The sequence below is a fragment of the Ruegeria sp. AP12 genome (assembly GCF_056540025.1).
Window position 1 is genome coordinate 233,150 of the sequence record NZ_JBQFVZ010000003.1, and the last position, 25,310, is coordinate 258,459.

The window sequence follows — 25,310 nt, forward strand, 5'->3', positions numbered from 1 at the left end:
TGCCAGTTGATATGTCGGGCGACCGATCACCGAACCTCGATCTGCCCGGTCCCGGTCCGGGCGCGGTTTTGCGGGCGGTACATATCCTCGACCGAGGCCGCCGGGTGGTGGAACGTGCCCGGCGTGACCGCGCGGGCCACATAGGCCAGCGTCACGGTCTCACCGCCGGACAGATCAACCGCGGCCAGAAACCGGTCCGAGCGGAACTCGGTATGCGTCGCCTCGGACAGGTCCAGCCAGTCCAGTGCGCGCACATCGCCCGAGCGCAGCAGGTTCGGATTGTCGATCTCAATCCCCGCTGCCAGAGGGTCATCCACCATCAGCCGCGCGCCACCGCGCTCAAAGGGTGTGACCGTCAGGACCGTGACAAACCGGTCGCCGGTGGCGAAGTTTGTCGGGTCCAGCGGCTCACCATCCATCGAGTAATAGCTGCGCTCGATTGCATAGCCGGTGCCGGCTGCCTCGGGCGGTGTGGTCGGGATGCCGGTGACGGTCAACGTGATGTCGGTTGGGTTCGCGTCTGTGGTGGTGATGTTCAGCTCATCCGTCAATCCGCTTTCCAGCACCTGAACGAAGGGGCCAGAGACCGGTGCGCCGTTCACCATCAGCCCCGACCCGGACGGGTTCGAGACCAGCGCGTGGGCTGCCAGCAGGGACCATGACGCCTCTTGCGTCGACAGATACCCGCGCTCGGCGCTAACACGCTGGATCAGGGCGTCGCGGTCCACCGCCTGACTGCCCGCGTCCACGGCCAGCGTCAGCAGACCGGCGGCATCGCGCAGATCGGTGCCGTAATCCGCGCGCCACAGGTATTTCTCTTGCGCGGGGCGGCGTTGCAACATTTGGGCGGCACGGGCGAACATGGCGTCAGCGCGGGTCTGATCCCCGTATGAGGCCAGCGCTGCCCCCAACTGGGCCGCAGCCAGTGGGGTGTCGAACGCGTCGCCCTTGGCATCTGCGTAATAGCGCAAATCGCCCATCGAGGCCGCCCCTTCTCGCGCCAGCACCATCAGGGCATAGGCAATATCCTGACCCCCCTTGTCGAAGTCGGGCGCATAGTTGATGCGGTTGCGCAGGTTGTCCATGGCTTGGGCAAAGGCGCGGTCGGACACCGGGTGCCCCTGCGCACGGGCGCGCGACAGGAAGTCGGTGACATAGGCGTCCAGCCAGAAATCCCCGCTGCCCGCACGCCACAGGCCAAAGGCTCCGTTCGGGGCCTGCCGGGTCAGGATGCTGCGGATCGAGTCGGTGATGCGCTGATCCACCGCTGGGCCATTGCCAAGCCCCGAGGCTTGCGCGACAGATGACAGATAGAGCAGGGGCAGCGCCTTGCTGGTGATCTGTTCGGTGCAGCCATAGGGGTAGCGGTTCAGTTGGTCCAGTAAGCCGGGCGTGTCGAATTTCGCCAGCGCTCCGGCGGACATGATGGCCTTGGCCGAACCGGGCTGGAACCCGTCAAACACATCCTGTGTGAGCAGGAAACTGTCGCCTTCGCCCAGCGAAAACCGCCGTGTTTGAGCCACAACGGGGTCATTTGCACGGATAGGCATTCTCAGGGTCTGCGACAGATCGCGGCCATCCGGAGTGGTGATCGCAACGTTGATTTCAGGGTCGCCAACCGCAAGAGCGCTGACCGGGATCTCGAACGTGGTTTTGCCGCCGTCTTCCAGCACGAAACTGCTGGGCGCTGAGCCCAGTTGAAGCGTGGATGAGGATGTCAGCCCCAGTGCCATTTCCCCGCTTGGACCGTCGGCATGGACGATCTCCAACAGCATTCGGCTTTGATCGCCGGGGGCCAGAAAGCGTGGCAGGCTGGCGGTGACGACAACCGGATTGCGGACGATCATTTCGGCTTCGGCCTGACCCACGGCGGCGTTGGACCACGCCACCGCCATCAGGCGCACGGTCCCGTTGAAGGCGGGCAGGGGGATGTCGATCTCGACCTCGCCATTCGCATCGACCTGAACCGGTCCGCTGAAAACGGCCATCAGGTCCTGCGTTGGTGGCGGAGATTGTCGGCGTGTGCCAGCGTTGTCACCGCCCGAGCGGATCGTTCCCATCGCGCCGTTCATGCCATCGATCAGACGCCCATAGACATCGCGCAGGTCTACGCCCAGACGGCGCTGGCCGAAATAGTACCCCTGCGGGTCCGGGCTTTCGAAACCGGTCAGGTTGAGGATGCCGACATCCACAGCCGCCAAGGTCAGCCAGACCGGGTCGCCTTCGCGCGCATTTTCGACCCTGATACGGGCTTTTTGCGTTTGTCGTGGCGCGGTCACCTCGGGCACGTCGATGGTCACATCCAGCTTGCGCCCCACCGGTTCGACCGTCGCATGGGCCACACCCATCGCCCGCGCCGGGTTCTGGCCTGCGGCGACGTCCATCGGGCGGATCACCGTGGCGGTGACATAAGCGCCTGCGCCCCAGTCTTCGGTGATTTCGATGGGGATCACGGATTCGCCTTCGGGCACCTCGACCATCTGGCGGTGGATCAGACGGTTCGACAGAACTTCGATCTGTGCCATTCCCGCCTTGCGCGGGAGGACCCGCAACTGCGCAGTGTCGCCGGGGCGATAGCTGTCGCGGTCCAGCGACATCTCCAACCGGTCGGGCGAGGCGGATGCATCTGCCGCCTGATACCAACCTGCCGAGAACTCAACCGCCGTCTCGGCGTAAGCGCCATCAAGGCGCTGGACGACCAGTTCATACTGCCCCCAATCTACGGGCTGCGTCAGGGTCAGCGGGTTTGTGGTCGTTTCGACCTCACCCGTGGCAATGCGGGTGCGGCGGGTGGTCGGCTCCCAATTCCAGTCGCCGTATAGCTGGTACCACTGATAGCGGGTTTCCACCTTGTTCAACGTCCAGCGCAGGCGCATGGGTTCCGGGGTCAGGTCGGGCGACAGGCCGACGATCTGAAAGGCGGCCTCGGTCCCCTCGGGGATCACATCTTCAAACAAGGGCCGGACCCCGATCATCGCTTGCGCGGACCGCACCGGGGCCGTCAGTCGACGTTCCACCGGACGACCGGATCCATCGGACAGACGGGTGATGACAACCGCTTCGACCGGAGCGCCATCGGTCTTCAACACAGGGATTTCCACGGCAATCGTGGCTTGCCCGGCGGCATCCGTGCGGGCGTCTCCGAAATAGGTGCTTTTGGTCGAGGTTTCGGCGTCATAGCGGCCAAAGCGATAGGTTTCATAGCCGGGAAGGGTGTCGGCGGCGCGGGCGATGACCTGACCGTTGATGCCCAGATCCGACCCCGGCGCGCCGAACAGATAGCGCGCGTCGATCTGCAAGGGCGGTGTGTCGCCGGGGCGCAGCGGGGCGTCCGGCAGGGTCAGGTCAAAGTCGATGCGTTCGGGCAGGAAATCCTCGACCAGAACGGTTTGGCGGGCCAGCGCCGCGCCCTTGGGATCGGACTTGATCTCGATCTTCCACGCCCCGCGCGGCACATCGGCAGCGACGGGCAGGGCAAAGACATGCCCCCCGGCGACGCCGCCATCTGAAACAACGCGACGATACTCGACCCCATCCGGGCGCGAAAGAATGGCCGTCAGCGGCAGGCCGTCAATCGCCTGTGCTGTGCTATCGCGCGTCAACGCGGTGACATGGATCACCTCGCCCGCGCGATAGGCCCCCCGGTCGGTGGTCAGGAACACATCCACCGGCCCGGCAGGCGCGCGCCCTTCGACCCCGCGATCCGAAAGGTCAAAGGCCGGGTCGGTCAGAGACAGAAAGCTGAAATCTGTATCCCCGTCGGATACCATCACCAAAGCAGGCGCGCTTGCGCCCGTGCCGCGAGTCAAACCGGGTTCAAACCGCACGTAGCCACTGTCATCGGTTTGCGCCTGGGCAATCACGGCATTGGCGTTGGACACCAGCGAGACGTCGATCCCCGCCCGAGGCGCGGCATCATGAAGCCCACGCACGGTCACATGCAGATCGTCAGTGCCCAAAGCCGTGCTGATCCCCAGATCGGTCAGGACAAACCATTGCGTCGCACCCGGATCGTCATAGGGATCGACGCCCGGAACACGCGCCGTCAGCGCGTAGATGCCTGCGGGCTGCTCGGCAATCGCCTCGGCCATCGGCAGACGGGCGGTCATGGTTTGGTTCAACTCGTTCGAAATATCAGCTGTGCCGGTCCAGATATCCTCGGCGATCTCTTCCGAGAACGTCTCTTCCTGCCAATCGCTTAGCGGGCGGCCAAAGAAATCCTGCTGCACCGCGCGGATCAGGTTGCGGTCACTGACACGCCGCAGGGTCAGGTCCAGAGATGCGGTATTTACCGTTTCGACCGGCAGGGCGGCATCCGCCGATTTCGGCAGCACATAGCTGCGTCCGGGAAAGCGGACCGACGGCGCGCGATCCCGCACGTAATGCGTCAATTCCACCGTGCGGTTCAAAGCCTCGCCCGATGCGGCTGGAAGCCCCTCACGCAAGCTCAGACGATAGCGTTGGCCGTGCGCCACGCCATCAACGCAGAGGTTTTTGCCTTCAACCTGCACCACCAACCCCTCGGTGCTGCGCTGCACATAGGGGTCATAATCGACCCCGGCCTTGACCAGCGGTTCCGAGAACTCAACACAGATACGCGGCGCGGCGGCGTTGCTTTCAACGGTGCTGTCGATGACGCGGAAGCCATATTTCCCGATTGCCTCATCCAACGCGGCCAGCACATCCGCACGCGGCTGAACCTGTTCCGCCAGACGCAGGGCAGACACCATGTCCCGCCCGCGATCCGCCGCTTCCAGCGCGTCCGCCAGGATCATCAAAGCCGCGATCTGAGTCCCCGGCGCATCCGAACGTAGATACCCGTTGACGGCTGCGTTCAGGGCACGTTCGCGCAACTCACGCCCTTCGCGATAGCCATTGGGGTCCAGGCCCAGCAACAGCCTTGCATATTCCGCCCACAATTCTGGCGCGTCGCTCAGGGTCACAGCCGCCCCGGTCCAGAGCATTGCCAACCTGTCGGTATCCGCGTTCCGCGCCGCCTCCAGCAAAGTCTGCAGATCACGATCCCCGGCATTGTGCAAAAATCCAAGGTCGCGCGCTTGCCGTGCGGCCGCGTTGAGGTCTTTCTGACGGATGAAGGTCATTGCCTCCGCGCGCGTTTTCGCCAGTGTTAGGGTCTGTTCCGGCGTCGCCACCTTCTGCGCCGACACTGCGCCCTGATAGGGCTCCTGCCGGTTCACGCCGCTTTTGGGAAAACAGGCATCGGATCGGGTGTTGTAGGTGAACGCTGTGCATTGCTGATTGGCCGAGCACGCCCGAATGCAGGATTGCAGATCCGTGTCGAACAGCGCGTCCAGATCCGAGCCATAAAAATCCGCATCCCGCGTGGTGATATAGCGGAATTCCGGCACCGCTGTCTGTGCCACTGACGCCATGGGCAGGATCAGCAAAGAAAAGATGTAAGCAATTGAAATAAAAACAAAGCGGTGCATCGGGGCCTCCTATTCCCCATCAATCTCGCATGCGGCCCGCGGGTCACGCAACGGCTTAAACACTTTTTCATCGGTTGGCCGGATGCTGGGTGCGGATCAGACCGGAATTGAACATCATGAGCCTTGCACAGAAACTGGCACAGGAACGGCGCGCGCGTCTCGCGGCCGAGCGGATGCTGGAAATGAAACAGGCCGAGCTTTACGCGGCCAATCGCAAGCTGGGTCGCCACGCCATGGCCCTGACCAAGCGCATCGGTGAGACTCAGGCCGAGGTTGAGACGGTCCGGGATGAAAACGAAAAGGTCAAATCCGATCTGACAGTGGCGCATGCCAAGGTCGAGGTTGCAGAACGCCGCCTGTGGCATTCGATCCAGACGATTCAGGACGGGTTCGCATTTTTTGACGGTGAAAGCCGCCTGATCAGCGCCAACACCGCTTATCTGAGCGTGTTTGAGGGGTTGGATGAGGTCGCGCCGGGTATCTCATACACCCGGATTCTCGACCTGCTGACGACCGAGGGGATCGTGGATATCGGCGATGAGAAAGCCGCCGCATGGCGCGCCCGGATGCAGGATCGATGGGCATTGGCAAATCCGCCGTCCGAGGTAATTCAATTGTGGAACGGCGAATACATCCGTCTGATCGATCAACGCGGCAATGGCGGCGATGTGGTCAGCCTGGCGCTGAACATTACCGCCTCGGTCCGGCACGAGGCTGAATTGCAGGCCGCCCGCGACCGGGCCGAGGCCGCCAACCGCGCCAAGTCGGCTTTCCTCGCGAATATGAGCCACGAAATTCGCACACCGATGAACGGCATCGTCGGCATGACCGAGTTGCTGTCCGAAACCCCGATGGACGAGGAACAACGCCTTTACGTCAACACCATCCGTAACTCGGGCGAGGCGCTGCTGGTTATCATCAATGACGTGCTGGATTATTCGAAGATCGAAGCCGACAAGCTGATCCTGCATCCCGAACAGTTCGATCTGGAACGCTGCATTCTGGAAGTGGCGATGCTGTTGCAGCCCAGCGTGCGGGACAAGGGGCTGACGTTGCTGGTGGATTACGACCTGTTCCTGCCGACGCTGTTTGTGGGCGATCCGGGTCGGGTGCGGCAGGTGCTGACCAACTTGGTGGGCAACGCCGTCAAATTCACCAGCGACGGTCATGTCCTGATCCGGGTCACCGGTGTGCCGCATCCGGACACGCAGGAATGCGACATCCATATCGCGATCGAAGACACCGGCATCGGGATCGAACCCGACAAGATCAGCCACATCTTTGGCGAGTTCAATCAGGTCGAGGATGAGCGTAATCGCCAATTCGAAGGCACCGGGCTGGGTCTTGCGATCACCAAGCGCCTGATCACCATGATGGGCGGCACAGTCTGGGTCGAAAGCGAAGTGGGGCAGGGCTCTTGCTTTGGGTTCCGGGTGTCGCTGCCCACCGCCGAAGGTCCGCAACCCGCGCCGCCTGATCTGGATGGTCGCCTGAAACATGTGATGGTGGTCGAGGATATGGCCGTGAACCGCGCCATCCTTGCCAAGCAACTCGGCCGCCTTGGCGCAGACGTCACCATGTGCGCCTCGGGGGGTGAGGCTTTGGCAAAGCTGGATGCAACCGTTGATCTGGTCCTGTGTGACCACGACCTGCCGGATATGGACGGGCTGGAACTGGCGACAACTGTGAAAGATCGCGGCTGGTCAGAGCTGCCGGTGGTGATCATGTCGGCAAATCCGGGCGTCATCTACGCCGATCCCGCCCGGCACCTGATCGAAGGCGTTCTGCAAAAGCCAATCCCGCGATCCGAGCTTTACAGCCGCCTCATGGCGCTGGGCAGCGCCGCGTTGAAACCCGACATCCCGGATGTGGCCGAAGCTGGCTCTGCGCAGAAACCAGAAAGCCAAAGGCGGATGCGCGTCCTTGCGGCCGAGGACAATCGCACCAATCAACTGATCCTGAAGAAGATGGTGAAAGACCTGAACATCGATCTCCAGTTTGCAGGCAATGGGCTAGAGGCGGTTGAAACCTATCAGGAATTCGCCCCTGACCTGATTTTCATGGACATTTCCATGCCTAAAATGGACGGCAAGCAGGCGACCGCCGAAATCCGGCGGCACGAGATTGAAACGGGTGGCCATGTCCCCATTGTTGCCCTGACTGCGCATGCCATGGCGGGTGACGATCAGGGCATCCTGTCCGCCGGGCTTGATCACTACCTGACAAAACCGCTGCACAAGAAACTGATCCACCAGATGATTCTGGACCACCGCCCGGATGAAGCCCAGCCGGTCTCGGACAGTCCTGCTCCGACAGGCTAGAACCCCTCGCCCCACACACGCCACGCTTCAAACCGCGCAACCGGATCCCCTTCATCTGGCCAAAAATATCCCGGGGAGCGCGAGGGGCAGCGCCCCTCGCTCCGCCATCAACAACCAGGACCACAGGCCGGTTTCATGCGTAAGGTTCAAGCCTGATAAGGGCGCAGGAAAACCGGCTTGTTTTCCTCAGACAGTTCCGGGCGGTATTCATACCCGCCGCTGTCGAAATCGAGCAGCCCTTTGGGATCGGTCAACCGATGTTGAATGATATAGCGCGCCATCGCGCCGCGCGCTTTCTTGGCAAAGAAGCTGACGATCTTGGGTGTGCCGCCCTTGTCTTCCATGAACACGGGCGTGATCACGCGCAGTTTCAGCGCCTTCAGGTCGACCGCACCGAAATATTCCTGACTGGAGCAGTTCACCAGAACATCGCCGCCAATCTCTTCGGCCTGCGCGTTCAGCGCCTTGCTCAACTGGTCGCGCCAGTATTCATAAAGGTTCTTGCCGCGGCGGGTCTTCAGTTTGCTGCCCATCTCCAACCGATAGGGCTGAATCGCATCCAGCGGGCGCAGGACACCGTAAAGACCCGACAGAATGCGCAGATGATCCTGCGCCCAGGCCATCTCGTCCGCGTCCAGCGAGGCTGCCTCGAGCCCCTGATAGGTATCCCCGGCAAAGGCCAGCGCGGCGGGGCGGGTGGTGTCAGCCTCAGGCGCGTCGGCAAAGGCGCGATAGCGGTCGCGGTTCAGGCGGGCCAGATCGTCGCTCAGGTCCATCAGCTTTTTCAGATCGCCCAGCGTCAGGTTGCGGGCGGTTTTTGACAGGCGGATCGCGTCGTCCTGAAAATCGGGTGCTGTGACCTCAATATCCCGCTCTGCCCAGTCCAGCCGTTTGGCCGGGGAAATCACTACCAGCATATCCGCCCTCGTTCCTTGCCTGATGCCGGGTATTTAGCCCGCATCCCGCAGCACGTCCAGAAAGGCCGCGCCAAACCTTTCGTGACGGCGGTCGCCCAGCACCATCTCGATCCCACGAGGGTCGTCGGCGCGCAGTTGTGCCACCTTGGCCAATTGCGAGGCGGAGCAGGTCAGCGGCTTGTCGATCCCGTCCGGGCCACGCGACAGCTGAGACTGCACCTCAAGCAAACGGTCATAAATCTCGCCCTGATCGCGCCCTGCCAGTTTGCGGCGCGCGGGGTGAACGGCTTCAACCTCGCTCGCAATCACCTCAAGAAACGTATCGCCGTAGCGTTCCAGTTTCTTCGCGCCGACCCCGCCGATCCGGGCCATATCATCTAGCGTGGCGGGGCGCTTTTCGGCCATTTCGATCAGGGTGCGGTCGGGAAAGATGACATAGGCCGGCACCCGCGCGGATTCCGCCAGCGCCCGGCGTTTGGCTTTCAACGCGCTCAGCAATGGCGCGTCCTCTTCGGACACCATCATCTTGACGGCGGGTCGCCGGGTGGCCTTGCGGATCGTATCCTTGCGCAGGTTGATCTGGGCCTCGCCCTTGAGGATCGGTTTGGCGGCCTCGGTCATACGCAGCGCGCCGTGGCGTTCGGGATCGGGGCGCACCAGATCGTACCCCATCATCTGCCGGAAAATCGCCTGCCATTGCGGGCGCGACCAGTCTTTGCCGATGCCCCAAGTGGACAGGTTGTCGTGACGGCGGGCGCGAACTTTATCCGTTTCATTGCCCAGCAGAATGTCGATCAGATGCCCCGCGCCGAACCATTCCTCGGTCCGCAGGATGGCGGACAGCGCCATGCGGACGGGGGTGGTGCCGTCGAACACTTCCGGAGGAGCATCGCACAGGTCGCATTTACCACACGGTTCGATCTGTTCGCCAAAATATCCCAGCAGGGTCTGACGGCGGCAGACCAGCGCCTCGGCCAGCCCCAGCAGGGCGTTCAGCCGCGCGTGGTCGGCCATGCGTCGTTCTGGTGGTGCGAGCCCTTCGTCAATCTGCGAGCGGCGCAGGCGAATGTCGTCGGGGCCGAACAAGGTCAGCGTCTCGGCAGGCCCGCCATCACGGCCCGCGCGGCCGATCTCTTGATAATAGGCCTCGATGGACTTCGGCAGGTCTGCGTGTGCAACCCAGCGGATATCGGGTTTGTCGATGCCCATGCCGAACGCAACGGTGGCGACCACGATCAGACCATCCTCGCGCGCGAAACGGGTTTCGACGATGCGGCGGTCCTCGGCCTCCATCCCGCCGTGATAGTGGCAGGCGGTGTGGCCCTCGGCGCGCAGGGCTTGGGCCAACACTTCGGTCTTGTTGCGGGTACCGCAATAGACGATGCCGGATTGACCTTTGCGTGCCTCGGCAAAGTCCAAGATCTGTTTGCGCGGCCCGTCCTTCGCGGCAAAAGTCAGATGGATATTGGGCCGGTCGAACCCGCGCAGAAATTTACGCGGCGCGGTGCCGTCGAACAGTTTTTCGACAATTTCATCCTGCGTTTCCGCGTCCGCCGTGGCGGTGAACGCGGCCAAAGGCACGTCCAGCGCGCGCCGCAGCTCTCCGATCCGCAGGTAATCAGGGCGGAAATCGTGGCCCCACTGGCTGACGCAATGCGCCTCGTCCACCGCGATCAGGCTGACATTGATCCGGCGCAGCATCCCCAAAGCTGACCCAGCGGCCAGACGTTCGGGGGCCATGTAAAGCAGCTTCAGCCGCCCGGCTTCCAGCGCCTCCCACACCGCATCGGTTTCTTCGGGTGTATTGCCGGAGGTCAGCGCTCCGGCCTCAACCCCGGCCTCTTGCAGCCCACGCACCTGATCGCGCATCAGGGCGATCAGCGGAGAGATCACCACCGTCACACCGTCGCGCAGCAAGGCAGGCAGTTGATAGCATAGGGATTTACCGCCGCCGGTGGGCATGATGGCCAGCACGTTTTCACCGACTGTCACAGCATCGACGATTTCCTCCTGACCGGGGCGGAAGTCGTCGAATCCAAAGACATCTCGCAGCAAAGGCGCGGCGTCGAACATGTGCGGGGTTGCCCTGTTTTAAGGTTTATCTGCTCTTAAGACAGGACAATCACATACTAAGATTCGGTGAACAAGAGGTCAGTAGAAATAGACCGCATTGTTGATCAGAATGATCCGCAGTGCATAGACGCCGACCAGCACCACCAACGGCGTCAGGTCCAGTCCGCCCATCGCGGGTAGAAAGCGGCGGATCGGGCCATAAATCGGTTCGAGAATGCGGTTCAGGCCGTACCAGATTTGCGCGACCAGTTGCTGATGCAGGTTCAGCACCTGAAAGTTGATCAGCCAGCTCATGATCACATGGGCAAGGATGATGAACCAGACAATGTCCAGGATCAGCAGCAGGATTTGGATCAGCGACAGCATGGGCACTCCGTTCTTTCACCGAACAGAGACCTAAGCGCCCCTGTCGTAAAGAGCAAGTCCGGCCCAACTGAAAGCTTGCGAATTGGAACAAAGCCCCGTCTTATGAAGACAAAGAAGAACAGGGGCAGTCATGGCAGAGATTTCCAAGCGCAAGCGCATCTGGGGATGGTGGTTTTTCGACTGGGCCAGCCAGCCCTATCACACTCTGCTGGTGACATTTGTGTTCGGCCCCTATTTCGCAGGGGTCGCCGCCGGGTATTACGCCAATACCGGGCTGGGTGCCGAGGCCGCCGCCGCGCAGGCGCAGACGGTCTGGGCAAACTGCCTGACCATCACCGGTCTGATCATCGCGTTCGGAGCACCCTTGCTGGGCGCAATGGCGGATGTGTCGGGGCGGCGCATCCCCTGGATATTTGCCTTTTCGGTGATGTACGCGGTGGGCTCGGCTGCGCTGTGGTACACGCTGCCCGATGGCTCGAATATGTGGCTGATGCTGTCGGCCTTTGGCCTGGGTTTTGTGGGCGCAGAATATGCGCTGATCTTCATCAATTCTCAGCTGCCCGATCTGGGGGACGATAACGAAGTGGGCGAGATTTCCGGCTCGGGCTTTGCGTTCGGCTATTTCGGCGGTCTGATCTCGCTCGCGATCATGCTGGCGCTGTTTGTGGAACAGCCCAATGGCAAGACCCTGATCGGAATGGAGCCATTGTTCGGGCTGGACGCCGCCGCGCGCGAGGGCACGCGTTTTGTCGGTCCGTTCACCGCCGGGTGGTTCGTTCTGTTCATGGTGCCCTATTTCCTGTGGGTGCGCGATGATCCGCAAACCGAAAAGAAGGGCAGCGTCGGAGAGGCGTTGCGCCTTTTAGGCAAGTCGATCGCCGCCTTGCGTCATCGGGGCAGTCTGGCGGCTTATCTGGGTTCGTCCATGTTCTACCGCGACGCGCTGAACGGGCTTTACAGCTTTGGCGGCGTTTACGCGCGGCTGGTGCTGGAATGGGACCTGATCAAGATCGGCGTGTTCGGGATCGTCAGCGTTCTGGCCTCGGCCATCTTTGCTTGGATCGGCGGCAAGATGGATCGGAAATACGGCCCTAAACCGGTGATTTTGACCGCGATCTGGGTGCTGATCTTTGTCTGCGTTACGGTGGTGATGATGGACCGGACGCAGATTTATGGCATCCCGCTGCCCGAAGGGTCCAACCTGCCGGATCTGGTGTTCTTTGGCTGCGGCGTTCTGATCGGCGGCATGGGGGGGATTCTGCAATCGGCCAGCCGCTCGATGATGGTGCGCCACACGGATCCCGCCACCCCGGTTGAAAGCTTTGGGCTTTATGGTCTGTCAGGCCGCGCAACCGCCTTTGCCGCGCCGCTGCTGATCGGGATTGCCACAACCGTGACCGGCAGCGCGCGACTGGGGGTGTCACCCATCGTCCTGTTGTTTATTCTGGGGCTGTTCCTAATGCGCTGGGTGAAACCGGAAGGGGATCAGAGCAGATGATTTTACGACGTTTTTTGATAGTTTTGGCTGCGCTTACCCTGGCAAGCACAGCAACGGCCGAGCCTTTGGCCAAACAGTTATTTGGCGCGCAGAGGGCCAGTTCACAGCAAAAACCGGCCGCTTTCGGCAGTTATTCGCGCGGCTGCGCTGCCGGTTCAGTACAGTTGCCGGAAACCGGGCCCACATGGCAGGCAATGCGGCTGTCGCGGAACCGAAACTGGGGCCATCCAGAGGCAATCGACTACGTGCAGGACCTCAGTCGCTTTGCCGCCAAACAACCGGGGTGGAACGGCCTTTATGTCGGGGATATCAGCCAGCCGAGGGGCGGGCCGATGACCTCGGGCCATCGCTCGCATCAACTTGGGTTGGACATCGATATCTGGATGCTGCCCGGCGGGGACATGCGCCTTAGCCGCACAGCGCGCGAGAACCTGTCGTCGATTTCCTTGCGCCGCTCTGGCGGGGCCTTTGTGAACGGCAACTGGACCCCTCAGCACCACGCGATCCTGCGTGAAGCTGCCAAAGACAAGCGTGTGGCGCGGATCTTTGTCTTTCCTGGTGCCAAGGTTCAGATGTGCAACAACGAGACAGGCAACCGCGCCTATCTGCGCAAGATCAGGCCGTGGTGGGGGCATCACTATCACTTCCACGTCCGTCTGAAATGCCCGCGCGGATCGCGTGGTTGCGTCAATCAGGATCCGCCGCCCCGGGGCGACGGGTGCGCTCAGGCGCAGGAATGGGTGAACAACATCCTCAACCCTCCGCCACCCGACCCGAACGCCCCAGCCCCCAAGAAACGCCGGGAGTATGTTCTGGCTGATTTACCCCAGCAATGCGCCGCCGTTTTGTCGTCCAACTGATAGCAGCGGCTGCCCTTGCAGGGTCGGTTGGGGCGGTCGAGGTCAAAACCGCCACGCAACTTGGCAGCTATGTCTGGAGGCATAACGCCGAATGGTTCGGCGGGTTTTCGGCCATCCATATGTCGGAAAACGGCACTCACATCACCGTGCTCAGCGACCGGGCAACACTGGTCACGGCCCGCATCACCCGTGACGGGGATCAGATCACCGACATCCGAATTCTGGGCCATTGGCCTGTTCTGTCCAGCGCGGGCCGCATCATGCTGGGCTATGCGGGGGATTCCGAAGGCATCGCAATGGCGCCGGATGGCGGGTTCTATATTTCGTTCGAAGGCGTGCATCGGGTGGCCTATTACCCGGCGCCGGGAACAAGGGCCCAGGTCTTGCCCCGGCCCAAGGCGTTTGACGGTCTGGATCGCAATGGCTCGTTCGAGGGGCTGGCAATCGACGATCAGGGTCGCCTTTTTACCCTGACCGAGAAAAGCCGCACGGCGCAGGGGGACATCCCTGTCTATCGCTGGAACGGGCGCGCGTGGTCCACGCCCTTTGTCGTGCCGCAACGCGGGGATTTCCAGCCTGTGGCTGCCGATTTCGGCCCGGATGGGCGGTTTTATGTGCTGGAACGCACCGCATCCATAACCGGCTTTCGGTCGCGCCTGCGGCGGTGGGATGTCTCGGAAGACACGCCAAAGGCCGAAGAAACTCTGATTGAGACAGGCAAAGGCGCGCATGACAACCTCGAAGGGCTGTCGGTCTGGCGCGATGATCAGGGCCGATTGCGCGCCACCATGATCTCGGATGACAACTTTCTGGCGCTGCAACGGACCGAGTTGGTGGAATACCTGCTGCCCGATTGACAGGCCGCAGGCAAAGGTCTAAACGCACGGCTTGCCTTGGGATGAGCCCTTGGCCAAGTCGCCGCTACCTTGTCAAAACGGGCATCAAAATATGCAACGCAGCTTTATTCCCGGCATTCTTGCCATGGCCGCCATTGTCGTGGCCTCGAACATCCTGGTCCAGTTCCTGATCCTTGACGGGCTGTTGACCTGGGGTGCCTTCACCTATCCGCTGGCCTTTCTGGTCACTGACATCATGAACCGCGTCTATGGCGTAGGCCCGGCCCGCAAGGTCGTGTTTGCCGGGTTTGTCACCGGTATCATCTGCTCGCTGATCGGCAGCCAGATCGTGCTGCAAGGGGACGGCTTCACCTATACCGCCGTACCGCTGCGGATCGCAGTTGCGTCGGGTACCGCCTTCCTGATCGCACAGCTGACCGATGTGACCATCTTCAATTCGCTGCGCGGCGGTCGCTGGTGGCGCGCGCCGCTGGTCTCGACCCTTGTGGGCTCGGCATTGGACACCGCGATCTTCTTTACCCTCGCCTTCTCGGCCTCGGTCACGGTCTTCGGTGCTGGCGCAGACGCAGCCATCAGCTGGGCGTGGGAGCCTGTGCCCTTCATGCTGTCCGGCCCGATGGCCCCGCTGTGGGTCACACTGGCCTTTGCGGATTGGCTGGTGAAACTGTCCCTGGCGCTGATCGCGCTGATTCCGTTCAAGGTGATTGTTTCCCGCCTGACCGCGCAGCCTGCGTAAAAAACGTTTGGAGAATGGCACAACTTGTGCCACCATCCTTTTCAACCGCAACAGATAGAAAAGGAGGTGATCCAGTGTCGAGAAAGAGATTGGAGAGAGGTGTCGGAACAACCGGGGGGATCGCCTGCTAGGGCAGCCCTTGGCGGAGCGCTCGCTCCGGCTGGTCGATTGATCTAACCGACCCGACCTCCTGTACTTTCGAAGGGCCGTCCCGCCGGGGCGGCCCTTTCTGTTTCTGTGCGGCCCCTGTAAGGTCCGCCTCATGTTGCGCATCACCGACGAGATCACCCTGCAGGACTGGGAAATGACGGAAAGCTTCGTGCGGTCCTCTGGCCCCGGCGGGCAGAACGTCAACAAGGTGTCCACCGCCGTCGAGTTGCGGTTCGAAGCCGCGCGCTCGCCTTCACTGCCCGACCCGGTGAAGAACAGACTGAAACGGCTGGCCGGGCGGCGCTGGACCAAGGATGGCGCGATCATCATCCAATGCGAAGAAACCCGGTCGCAGGCCCGCAACCGCGAACTTGCCCGCGCCCGACTGGCCGAATTGATCGCCCGCGCGCTGGTCAAACCCAAACGGCGGGTCGCGACGAAGCCGACCTATGGGTCGGTCAAACGGCGGTTGGCAGCGAAAAAGGCGCGTGGTGACGTCAAGGCGCTGCGTGGCAAAGTGTCGGAAGAATGATCTGGCATCTTTGCGATGCGTTGCTACTCTGCCCCCGACAGGCAGGAGGGCAACATCATGAGGCTGGACGGAAAAACCGCAATCGTGACCGGCGCGGCGTCCGGGTTCGGGGCAGGGATCGCACAGAAGTTTCTGGCCGAAGGGGCCCGTGTGATGATCGCCGATATAAACGGCGACGCAGCGCAGGACATGGCCACGCAACTTGGACCAAACGCCTTGGCGCAACAGGTGGATGTGGGTGATAGTGTCTCGGTCCAGGCCATGGCCGAGGCAGCCCATGGCACATACGAACATCTCGACATTCTGGTCAACAACGCCGGTGTCACGCATCTGCCCACACCGCTGGAAGATGTAAGCGAAGACGACTTTGACCGCGTCTTCAACGTGAACATGAAATCCGTCTACCTGACCGCCCGCGCCATTGTCCCCGCGATGAAAGCCCGCGGCACGGGCGCAATCCTCAACGTTGCCTCCACCGCCGGGCTGTCACCGCGCCCCAACCTGAACTGGTATAACGCCTCCAAGGGCTGGATGATCACCGCGACCAAGACCATGGCCGTTGAACTCGCCCCGTCCGGCCTGCGCGTCAACGCCATCTGCCCGGTGGCGGGTGAAACCCCGCTGCTGAAATCCTTCATGGGCGAAGACACGCCCGAGATTCGCGCCAAGTTCCTCTCAACCATCCCGCTCGGCCGCTTCTCCACCCCCGAGGACATGGCCAACGCCGCCCTGTTCCTGTGCTCGGACGAGGCCAGCATGATCACCGGCACAGCATTGGAGGTCGACGGTGGCCGCTGCATCTGATCCGCTCTTCTTCTGTTCAAAAATACCTCCGCCGGAGGCAGCGCGCCTGCGCGCTTCCCGGCCCCAACCTCAACAAAATCAATGACCCCTGGACCCAGAAACCTGATTACCGATGTCCCCGGCTTAAAGGTCGGCAACGCACAGGATGTTGCGCTGAAATCCGGCGCAACTGTCCTGACTGCAGACGACGCCTTTGCGGCCTCGGTCCATGTCATGGGCGGCGCGCCGGGAACGCGCGAAACCGATCTGCTTGCGCCGGACAAATCGGTTACACGGGTTGATGCGATTGCGCTGTCCGGTGGTTCGGCCTTCGGGCTGGATGCGTGTTCGGGCGTCTCCGATGCGCTGCGGGCGCGGGGCCGGGGGTTTCCGGTCGGGGACACTGTGGTTCCGATCGTGCCGGGCGCGATCCTGTTTGATCTGCTGAATGGCGGCGACAAGGAGTGGGAGGAAAACCCCTATCGCGCATTGGGGCGCAGCGCGTTCGAAAACGCCGGTGAGGATTTCGCTCTGGGCACGGCTGGCGCGGGCACGGGTGCTCTGGCGGCGATGCACAAGGGCGGGCTGGGCTCGGCCTCGCTGGTGCTGGACAGCGGAATCACCGTTGGCGCGCTGGTTGCGGCCAACCCGCTGGGCAGCGTCACCACGCCGGGTGAGCGTCATTTCTGGGCGGCGCCGTTTGAAATCGGGGATGAATTCGGCGGTTTAGGCCCTGATCCCAATGCCGGTTTGGGTCACCCGCCCCCCAGTCGCAAGGCACAGGCGATGCGCGGCGATCCCGAGAAAACAAACACCACGATCGCGATTGTCGCCACCGATGCCGCTTTGTCCAAACCTCAGTGCCAGCGCGTTGCCGTGGCGGCCCATGACGGCATCGCCCGCGCTGTGCTGCCGGCGCATACGCCGGGCGACGGGGATCTGGTCTTTGGGGTCAGTACCGGGGCAAGAGCATTGTCCACTGACGCCGAGCTTGGGATGATCGGCCACGTGGCTTCGATCTGCCTGGCACGTGCCATTGCGCGCGCGGTTTTTCTGGCAACCCCGGCACAAGGCGATCTGTTGCCCTGTTGGTCCGTGTTACATGACTTAAGTTAAGGACAGCCTCTATGTCGCAGTGGCAGAGTGTCGTCACGCGGCAATCTGCCGGTTGACTCTTTTTTGCACCGACGGTCCATTCGGTGCAGCCAATTTCGTATCGGAGCTAAGACAATGAATCGTATCCTCGCTACCGCAATTGTCGGCCTGCTGGCCCTGCCAGCCTATGCAGAAGGTGATGCCGAGGCCGGCAAGAAAGCCTTCAACAAGTGTAAATCCTGCCACCTGATCGCTGACCCTGCGGGCGAAGTGATCGTGAAAGGCGGCAAGACCGGGCCCAACCTCTACGGCGTCGCAGGCCGGACCGCTGGCACCTATGAAGGGTTCAAATATGGCGACAGCATCGTCGCCGCCGGTGAAAACGGACTGGTCTGGGACGAGGAAACCTTTGTCGCCTACTCGCAGGACCCCAAGGCGTTCCTGAAAGGCTATCTGGATGACACCGCGGCCAAGTCGAAAATGACCTTCAAGCTGAAATCCGGGGCCGAGGACGTTTTTGCCTATATCGTCAGCGTCTCTGGCGAATAAATTCACACGTTCATGACAGGTGACATGACGAAAGGCCGCAGCCCCTGCGGCCTTTCGTGCGCTTGATAACTGGCCTTAACGTTGCCAGTTTGACCTCACGTGGCGCAACAACACTCCGACGGGGCCGCGACGCCAAGCCGATCCGGCCTTAGCTTTTCTTTTTACTTCCCCCGTCCTAGGGATCGGCAGCAGGAGACGACCGATGGGAATCATGATCCCGGCCTGGGTTGATGGCGAACTGACCCCAGTAGACAAGCTGGAGGCACATCAAAAAGGCCTCAGGCACAAGGCGGTGTCGGTTTTCGTTATTCGCGGGACCGAGATTTTGCTGCAGCGGCGCGCGCTGGGCAAATATCACACGCCTGGCCTGTGGGCGAATACCTGTTGCACCCATCCCGACTGGGGCGAAAACGCCTCGACTTGTGCCGTGCGCCGCTTGCGGGAAGAGCTTGGGATCACCGGTCTTTACCCGGAATACCGCCACCGGCTGGAATATCACGCCGATGTCGGCAACGACATGGTCGAACATGAGGTGGTGGATGTCTTTCTGGCCCATGTGCGCGGCCCGCTGAAGATCGAGCCGAACCCGGACGAGGTGATGGAGATCCGCTGGATCGACTATCACGACCTGCTGGCCGAAGTGCAGCGCCATCCGGACCGGTTTACGCCGTGGTTGAAGATCTATCTGCACAACCACGCCGACACGATTTTTGGCCCCGACCTGATCATTTCCGCAAAATCCTGAGGCGCAGGGCATATCCTTGCCTTGCATGGCTGCTGCAAGCGGCCTAAATCAACGCGTCATGGCCAAGCAGAAGACCGACCCGAATTACAAAGTGATCGCCGAAAACCGGCGCGCCCGCTTCGATTACGCAATCGAAGAGGATATCGAGTGCGGCATCGTGCTGGAAGGCTCCGAGGTCAAATCCCTGCGGGCCGGTGGCTCGAACATTGCCGAAAGCTATGCCTCGGTCGATGACGGAGAGCTGTGGCTGATCAACAGCTACATTGCACCGTATGAGCAGGCCAAGGTGTTCAAACACGAAGAACGCCGCCGCCGCAAACTGCTGGTCTCACGCAAGGAGTTGTCCAACCTGTGGAATGCGACCCAGCGCAAGGGTATGACGCTGGTGCCGCTGGTTCTGTATTTTAACCATAAGGGCCGGGCCAAGCTGAAGATCGGCATCGCCAAGGGTAAAAAGCTGCACGACAAGCGAGAAACGCAGGCCAAGCGCGACTGGTCACGGCAAAAGCAGCGTTTGATGAAAGATCACAGCTAGGGTGGGGGACACCCCGACCACTGCGAAGCCCTGGGCTGAAAGCCTAAATCAGTTGGACGTCGGGTCTCTCATACCGATCCTAAGGTTCAGCGACGACCGCGCCCAGGGGGACTGGACGCCATCCGTTTCGCTGATAACGTCCGAGCGCACCTGATCAAACAGCTGATCGAGGGACAGGCCAGAGGTCCCGATCCCGCGCGCAATCGCTGCTGTATAAGGGCTGTTGGTTCCGGTCCCATCAAGTGCAACGTCACCGGGTCCTGTGGCATAGGCGATCAGGTTGTTCGTGCGTGCGGTCATACGCGCCAGCCCGTCGCCCACATCCAGGACCACGTCCGATTGGCTGCTGAACGGATTGTCGCGGCAGGCGTCAAGGATCATAACGCTTACAGCCTGTGGCGAGTGAAAGCGATCCAAAACCCATTCTGCCGGGACGGCTTCGCCCGCTATGTCAGCCTCGGACTGAATGTTCACACCCAGCGGAAGAAGATAGTTAAAACCATCACTGCGCACCCCGTGCCCCGCGAAATAGAATACGGCCAGCGCCTCGGACCCCGCCGCGCGTACTTTGCTGGCAAAGGTTTCGACTTCGCGCATCATCTCTGCACGGTTCGCATCTGTCAGCGTCGTGACCGAGAAACCGGCGTTGCGCAGTTCATAGCTCATCAATTGCGCGTCGTTCACGGGGTTGTCGAGCGCCGGGACATTTGTGTATCCGGCATTCCCAATCACCAATGCAAACCGTTCATGCGCCGCTGACGGCCCTGCTAACAGGGCGGTCACGATATAAAATGCTGCAAAAATACGCGTCAATTCGGCCTCCAGGTTTTATGGGTAAACGTCATTCAGATTTTGCTTCACCGGTAACGCCCGAAGCACAAGGATAGAGCCGCAGAAACCAACCGCCACCCTTGCTCATCCCATTAAAACGCCATCGCCGCCTGCACCGCGCGTTGCCAGCGGGCATAGGCGGCGTCGCGGGCATCCTGCGCCATCTCCGGTTCAAAGCGTTTGTCCAGTTGCCATGTCTCGGCAAACCCGGCCTGATCGGGATAAACACCTGCTCTCATCCCGGCCAGCCAGGCCGCGCCCAGAGCGGTTGTTTCCTGCATCACCGGACGGTCAACCGGCGCGCCCAGGCAGTTTGACAGCCCTTGCATGGTCCAGTCCGATGCGCTCATCCCGCCATCGACGCGCAGGATCACATCGGCCTCGGCGCCCCAGTCACCTTGCATGGCGTGCCACAGATCGCGAGTTTGGAAGGCGATGCTGTCCAGTGTGGCGCGGGCAATCTCGGCCCGGCCCGAGTTGCGGGTCAGTCCGAACATCGCGCCCCGGCAGTCGGGTTTCCAATAGGGCGCGCCCAGCCCGGTGAAGGCGGGTACCAGCACCACATGCTGGGTCGGATCGGCCTGCGCTGCCAGATCGCCGCTTTGTGGGGCGACATCTATGATTTTCAGCGCGTCCCGCAACCACTGCACCGCAGCCCCCGCGATGAAGATTGACCCTTCCAGCGCATAGGTCCTCTGCCCGTCCAGCTGATAGCCGATGGTGGTCAGCAGGCGGTTCTTCGAGGCGACAGGTTGCGTGCCGGTATTCAGCAGCGCGAAACATCCCGTTCCATAGGTCGATTTCATCATGCCGGGCTGGAAACAGGCCTGCCCGATGGTGGCGGCCTGCTGATCCCCCGCAACGCCCAGGATCGGGATATTGCCGCCCAGCAAAGAGGTTGTACCGAAATCCGCCGCGCAATCCAGCACTTGCGGCAGCATCGCCAACGGCACATCCAGAAGCTCACAAATCTCTGCACTCCACGCCCCTTTGTGAATGTCGAACAAAAGGGTGCGGGCGGCGTTTGTGGCGTCGGTCACGTGGCTGCGCCCTTCGGTCAGTCGCCAGATCAGAAAGCTGTCGATGGTGCCGAACAGCAGCTCTCCGGCCTCGGCCCGCGCGCGCGCGCCATCGACGGTGTCCAGCAGCCATTTGACCTTGGTGCCCGAGAAATAGGGATCCAGCAGCAGGCCGGTCTGGGCGGTCACGTCATCTTCGCAGCCGGCCTGTTTGTAGCGGGCGCAGATCTCGGCGGTGCGACGGTCTTGCCAGACGATGGCGTTGTGGATCGCCTTACCGGTGGTCTTGTCCCAGACGACGGTGGTTTCGCGCTGGTTGGTGATGCCGATCCCGGCGATCTGGTCGGCGGTGACGTTGCTGGCCTCCATCACCTCGCGGCAGACGGTCAGGACGCTGTCCCAAATATCCTCGACATCATGCTCGACCCAGCCTTCTTGCGGGAAATGCTGTGGAAATTCGCGCTGCGCCGTTCCGACACGGTTCATCTGCGCATCGAACAATATCGCGCGTGAGGACGTGGTGCCCTGATCGATTGCCAGAATATAGGTCATGCCTGCACGCCTCTCCCAAACTGTTTTGCGGGACTTTAGCGCAAACAATGACGCTCGGGCCAGAGCGTTCAGACGGGAATATTGTCGATCAGGCGGATTCCGTTCAGCCAGGCGGCAGCCAGCAACCGGGCGGGGCGATCCGGATGGGGCAAAGGCTCAAGCGTTTCGGCGCAATGCAGCTTGAGGTACTCGACCTGCGAAAACCCCGCGGCCAGCAGATCGGCCTGCGCCTGTTTCACCAGCGGATCAAACTCTGCGCCGGTTTTCAATGCGTCAGCGATGTCCTGCATCACCCTGTTCAGATGTGCGGCCACCCCAAGCGCCTCGGGCGACAGGCGCAGGTTACGCGAGGACATCGCCAGCCCCGAAGGCTCGCGCACCGTAGGGCAGCCGATCACTTCGACGGGGATGTCCAGATCGCGCGCCATGCGGCGTACGACCAGCAATTGCTGATAGTCTTTTTCCCCGAAATACGCCCGGTCTGCCTGCGTTTGCAGGAACAGCTTGGCGACCACGGTGGCCACCCCGTCAAAATGGCCGGGGCGGAATTCACCCTCAAGCACGTCGGTCAGGCCGGTGACCGAGACATTGGTGGCAAAGCCTTGCGGATAGATCTCGTCGGGTTCGGGCACATAGATTGCATCGACGCCGTAGGGGGCCAGCTTTTCCGCGTCCTCAAGTTCGGTGCGCGGGTAATTGGCCAGATCCTCGGGGTTGTTGAACTGTTTGGGGTTCACAAAGATGGTGACGATCACCCGGTCGGTGCCCGCCCGCGCGGCCTCGGCCAGTGACAGGTGGCCCTGATGCAGCGCACCCATGGTGGGCACAACGCCGATGGTTTCGCCCTTGCGGTGCCATTCGGTGGTCAGCGCACGCAGGTCGGCCAGACGGCGCAGGATCGGTGCGGTCATGATTTGGGGCCTTTGGCGGAGGCCTGATCGGCAAAGACATGCTCGGCTGCCGGAAAGCTGCGCGCGCGGACCTCGGCGGCGTATTCGGAGATTGCAGCCTCGGCCAGTGGACCAAGCTCGGCATAGCGTTTGACGAATTTCGGTTTGAACGCTGTGAAAAAGCCCACCATGTCATCCACCACCAGAATCTGCCCGTCACACCCGGCGGATGCACCGATGCCGATGGTCGGGATCGCGACCTCGGCCGTGATCTGATCGGCCAGACCTTGCGGCACCTTCTCTAACACGACGGAAAATGCGCCCGCGTTGGTCACCGCATGGGCATCGGCCAAAACCGCCTGTGCCTGCTCATCCCGGCCCTGCACCTTGTAGCCGCCCAGCGTGTTGATCGACTGCGGCGTCAAACCGATATGCGCCATCACAGGGATGCCGCGTTTGACCAGAAAGCGGATGGTCTCGGCCATTTCGATCCCGCCTTCCAGCTTGACCGCACCCGCGCCGGTTTCCGCCATCAGGCGGGCGGCGTTGCGGAACGCCTGCGCCGGGCTTTCCTCGTAGCTGCCAAAGGGCATGTCGATGACCATCATCGCGCTGTTCAAGCCGCGCGCGACGGCCTGACCGTGCAGGATCATCATCTCCATCGTCACGCCAAGGGTCGATTCCAACCCGTGCAGCACCATGCCGACGCTGTCACCGACCAGAACAAAGTCGCAATGAGCGTCCATCAGCCGGGCCATTGGCGTGGTATAGGCGGTCAGGCTGACCAGGGGCTCGCCGCCTTTTCGGGCGCGAATATCCTGGGCGTTCGGGGCTTTCTTGCGGGCGGTGGCGCTCATGCTCGCTCCTCGCGGGGTTCATGTTGCAGCGCGGCATAACAGATCAGGCAGGGCCATAGAAACCCCGGTTGCGCGAACATTTCCTTGAATGACCCAAGGTTTAAAGGAACACTGGCCCAGGAATAACCCGCACAAACGCGGTTACGTTGACTTCAACGGGGAGAGATTTTCATGACAAAGCAGGTGTTTCGAACCTTTGGCTCGGTGCTTGCGCTGAGCGCCGGATTGCTGGCAACGGGCGCGATGGCCAAGTCCGACATTACGATTGCGATGCAGTTGGAACCGCCGCATCTGGATCCAACCAGTGCTGCCGCGCAGGCAATCGATTCGGTGGTTTACACCAATATCTTCGAAGGGCTGACCCGGTTCATGGGCGACGGCTCGGTCGTGCCGGGGCTGGCGGAAAGCTGGGAAATCTCGGATGACGGCACCGTCTATACGTTCAAGCTGCGTGAGGGTGTGACCTTCCACGATGGCAGCACGATGGATGCCGAGGACGTCAAGTTCAGTCTGGACCGCGCCAATGCCGAAGACAGCGCCAACGCGCAGAAAGCCTTATTTGCCGGGATTGAAAGCGTCGAAGCCGTGGACCCGCTGACCGTCAAGGTCACCCTGTCCGAGCCAAACGGCAATTTCCTGTTCAACATGGCCTGGGGCGACGCGGTGATCGTCGCATCCGAAAGCATCGAGGACATCAAAACCAACCCCGTCGGCACCGGAGCCTTTACCTTTGGCGAATGGGTGCAGGGCGACAGTATCACACTGAACCGCAATCCCGATTATTGGGGCGATCAGCCCGCGTTAGAGACTGCTACATTCAAGTTCATCTCTGACCCCACTGCCGCCTTCGCCGCCATGATGGCCGAGGATGTGGATGTGTTCGACAATTTCCCCGCGCCCGAGAATCTGCCTCAGTTCGAAGCTGATCCGCGCTTTCAGGTCCTTGTCGGCTCGACCGAGGGGGAAACGATTCTGTCCACCAACAACAAGCAGGCCCCGTTTGACGATATCCTCGTCCGGCAGGCGCTGGCCCATGCAATTGACCGTCAGGCGATCATCGACGGGGCGATGTTTGGCTATGGCACGCCCATCGGCACTCATTTCGCGCCACATCACCCGGCCTACGTCGACCTGACGGGCCAGTCGGCCTATGACCCGGAAAAGGCCAAATCCTTGCTGGCCGAGGCCGGATATGCGGAGGGGTTCGAGACCACTTTGCACCTGCCGCCGCCTTCATACGCGCGCCGGGGTGGCGAAATCATCGCAGCACAACTGGCCGAGGTTGGGATCACTGCCGAGATCATCAATGTCGAATGGGCGCAATGGCTGGAATCGGTGTTCAAAGGCAAGGATTTCGGCCTGACCATCGTCAGCCATACCGAGCCGATGGATATCGGTATCTATGCGCGGCCTGACTATTATTTCCAGTATGACAGCACCGATTTTCTGGCGCTGATGGATCTGCTGAACACCACAACGGACCCGGACGAACGCACCCGGTTGATGGGCGAAGCACAACGCCTGATCGCCAGCGACTATGTCAACGGATACCTGTTCCAACTGGCCAAGCTGGGCGTGGCCAAGGCTGGCGTGCAGGGGCTGTGGCAGAACGCGCCCACTGCGGCGATTGATCTGACGGCGATCAGTTGGTCCGAGTAAACCGGTGTTTCTGACTGGCAGGCTCATCGTATCGG

At 61.6% G+C, this 25,310-nt stretch carries 20 protein-coding genes; 12 read left to right on the top strand and 8 right to left on the bottom strand.

Features of this window, described 5'->3' with window-relative positions; all coding sequences use genetic code 11:
• Positions 1-26: 26 nt before the first annotated feature.
• Positions 27-5,450 carry an alpha-2-macroglobulin family protein gene (locus tag ACR0E6_RS12080; RefSeq protein WP_480583651.1) on the bottom strand — a complete coding sequence of 1,808 codons (5,424 nt, stop codon included), beginning with the start codon at positions 5,448-5,450 and terminating at the stop codon, positions 27-29.
• Positions 5,451-5,566: 116 nt separating this feature from the next.
• On the opposite strand from ACR0E6_RS12080, the gene ACR0E6_RS12085 reads away from it, so the two are divergent.
• The gene (locus ACR0E6_RS12085) at positions 5,567-7,771 is read left to right on the top strand and encodes a response regulator (protein WP_480583654.1); all 2,205 of its coding nucleotides are present in this window, start codon (positions 5,567-5,569) and stop codon (positions 7,769-7,771) included.
• 146 nt (positions 7,772-7,917) lie between these two features.
• Here the strand turns inward: ACR0E6_RS12085 and yaaA are convergent, their stop codons facing one another.
• The 3 genes from yaaA to ACR0E6_RS12100 all read right to left on the bottom strand — a co-directional run bounded on the left by yaaA (position 7,918) and on the right by ACR0E6_RS12100 (position 11,127).
• The gene (yaaA, locus tag ACR0E6_RS12090) at positions 7,918-8,688 is read right to left on the bottom strand and encodes a peroxide stress protein YaaA (protein WP_480583657.1); all 771 of its coding nucleotides are present in this window, start codon (positions 8,686-8,688) and stop codon (positions 7,918-7,920) included.
• A 33-nt stretch (positions 8,689-8,721) separates the two neighbouring features.
• Complete coding sequence (gene recQ / locus ACR0E6_RS12095) at positions 8,722-10,761, bottom strand: DNA helicase RecQ (RefSeq protein WP_480583660.1); 2,040 nt, start codon at positions 10,759-10,761, stop codon at positions 8,722-8,724.
• A gap of 78 nt (positions 10,762-10,839) precedes the next feature.
• A complete protein-coding gene (locus ACR0E6_RS12100; protein WP_170743634.1) occupies positions 10,840-11,127 on the bottom strand; it encodes a YggT family protein in 288 nt (95 codons plus the stop codon).
• Between the two features lie 130 nt (positions 11,128-11,257).
• On the opposite strand from ACR0E6_RS12100, the gene ACR0E6_RS12105 reads away from it, so the two are divergent.
• The 10 genes from ACR0E6_RS12105 (at position 11,258) to smpB (ending at position 19,467) form a co-directional block, all read left to right on the top strand.
• Positions 11,258-12,625 carry an MFS transporter gene (locus tag ACR0E6_RS12105; RefSeq protein ID WP_480583663.1) on the top strand — a complete coding sequence of 456 codons (1,368 nt, stop codon included), beginning with the start codon at positions 11,258-11,260 and terminating at the stop codon, positions 12,623-12,625.
• Positions 12,622-13,485 (top strand): penicillin-insensitive murein endopeptidase, encoded by an 864-nt coding sequence (gene mepA / locus ACR0E6_RS12110; RefSeq protein WP_170631286.1) that lies wholly within the window; start codon positions 12,622-12,624, stop codon positions 13,483-13,485. Before ACR0E6_RS12105 ends, mepA begins: the two co-directional genes overlap by 4 nt.
• Positions 13,458-14,342 carry an esterase-like activity of phytase family protein gene (locus ACR0E6_RS12115; protein WP_480583666.1) on the top strand — a complete coding sequence of 295 codons (885 nt, stop codon included), beginning with the start codon at positions 13,458-13,460 and terminating at the stop codon, positions 14,340-14,342. The genes mepA and ACR0E6_RS12115 overlap by 28 nt, the downstream gene beginning before the upstream one ends.
• A 91-nt stretch (positions 14,343-14,433) precedes the next feature.
• Positions 14,434-15,078, top strand: coding sequence for a queuosine precursor transporter (locus tag ACR0E6_RS12120; protein WP_170521184.1), 645 nt, complete (start codon positions 14,434-14,436; stop codon positions 15,076-15,078).
• 262 nt (positions 15,079-15,340) lie between these two features.
• Entirely contained in the window at positions 15,341-15,760 is a 420-nt protein-coding gene (gene arfB / locus ACR0E6_RS12125; RefSeq protein ID WP_170453558.1) for an alternative ribosome rescue aminoacyl-tRNA hydrolase ArfB, read from the top strand.
• Between the two features lie 57 nt (positions 15,761-15,817).
• A complete protein-coding gene (locus ACR0E6_RS12130; protein WP_170735729.1) occupies positions 15,818-16,564 on the top strand; it encodes an SDR family oxidoreductase in 747 nt (248 codons plus the stop codon).
• An 81-nt stretch (positions 16,565-16,645) separates the two neighbouring features.
• Entirely contained in the window at positions 16,646-17,659 is a 1,014-nt protein-coding gene (locus tag ACR0E6_RS12135) for a P1 family peptidase (RefSeq protein ID WP_480583671.1), read from the top strand.
• 114 nt (positions 17,660-17,773) lie between these two features.
• Positions 17,774-18,187 (top strand): c-type cytochrome, encoded by a 414-nt coding sequence (locus ACR0E6_RS12140; RefSeq protein WP_480583674.1) that lies wholly within the window; start codon positions 17,774-17,776, stop codon positions 18,185-18,187.
• A 202-nt stretch (positions 18,188-18,389) separates the two neighbouring features.
• The gene (gene idi / locus ACR0E6_RS12145) at positions 18,390-18,932 is read left to right on the top strand and encodes an isopentenyl-diphosphate Delta-isomerase (RefSeq protein WP_170453562.1); all 543 of its coding nucleotides are present in this window, start codon (positions 18,390-18,392) and stop codon (positions 18,930-18,932) included.
• Positions 18,933-18,990: 58 nt separating this feature from the next.
• Complete coding sequence (gene smpB, locus ACR0E6_RS12150) at positions 18,991-19,467, top strand: SsrA-binding protein SmpB (RefSeq protein ID WP_170453563.1); 477 nt, start codon at positions 18,991-18,993, stop codon at positions 19,465-19,467.
• A 48-nt stretch (positions 19,468-19,515) separates the two neighbouring features.
• Here smpB and ACR0E6_RS12155 read toward each other — a convergent pair whose 3' ends face one another.
• The 4 genes from ACR0E6_RS12155 to panB all read right to left on the bottom strand — a co-directional run bounded on the left by ACR0E6_RS12155 (position 19,516) and on the right by panB (position 23,616).
• Entirely contained in the window at positions 19,516-20,280 is a 765-nt protein-coding gene (locus tag ACR0E6_RS12155) for a caspase family protein (RefSeq protein WP_480583679.1), read from the bottom strand.
• Between the two features lie 110 nt (positions 20,281-20,390).
• Complete coding sequence (gene glpK, locus ACR0E6_RS12160; protein ID WP_480583682.1) at positions 20,391-21,869, bottom strand: glycerol kinase GlpK; 1,479 nt, start codon at positions 21,867-21,869, stop codon at positions 20,391-20,393.
• 68 nt (positions 21,870-21,937) lie between these two features.
• Positions 21,938-22,780, bottom strand: a complete 843-nt coding sequence (gene panC, locus ACR0E6_RS12165; protein WP_170453566.1) for a pantoate--beta-alanine ligase — start codon at positions 22,778-22,780, stop codon at positions 21,938-21,940.
• Positions 22,777-23,616 carry a 3-methyl-2-oxobutanoate hydroxymethyltransferase gene (gene panB, locus ACR0E6_RS12170; RefSeq protein ID WP_480583685.1) on the bottom strand — a complete coding sequence of 280 codons (840 nt, stop codon included), beginning with the start codon at positions 23,614-23,616 and terminating at the stop codon, positions 22,777-22,779. The genes panC and panB overlap by 4 nt, the downstream gene beginning before the upstream one ends.
• Before the next feature lie 171 nt (positions 23,617-23,787).
• Between panB and ACR0E6_RS12175 the strand changes: the two genes are divergently transcribed.
• Positions 23,788-25,275, top strand: coding sequence for an ABC transporter substrate-binding protein (locus ACR0E6_RS12175; protein ID WP_480583688.1), 1,488 nt, complete (start codon positions 23,788-23,790; stop codon positions 25,273-25,275).
• The last annotated feature ends 35 nt before the right edge of the window (positions 25,276-25,310 follow it).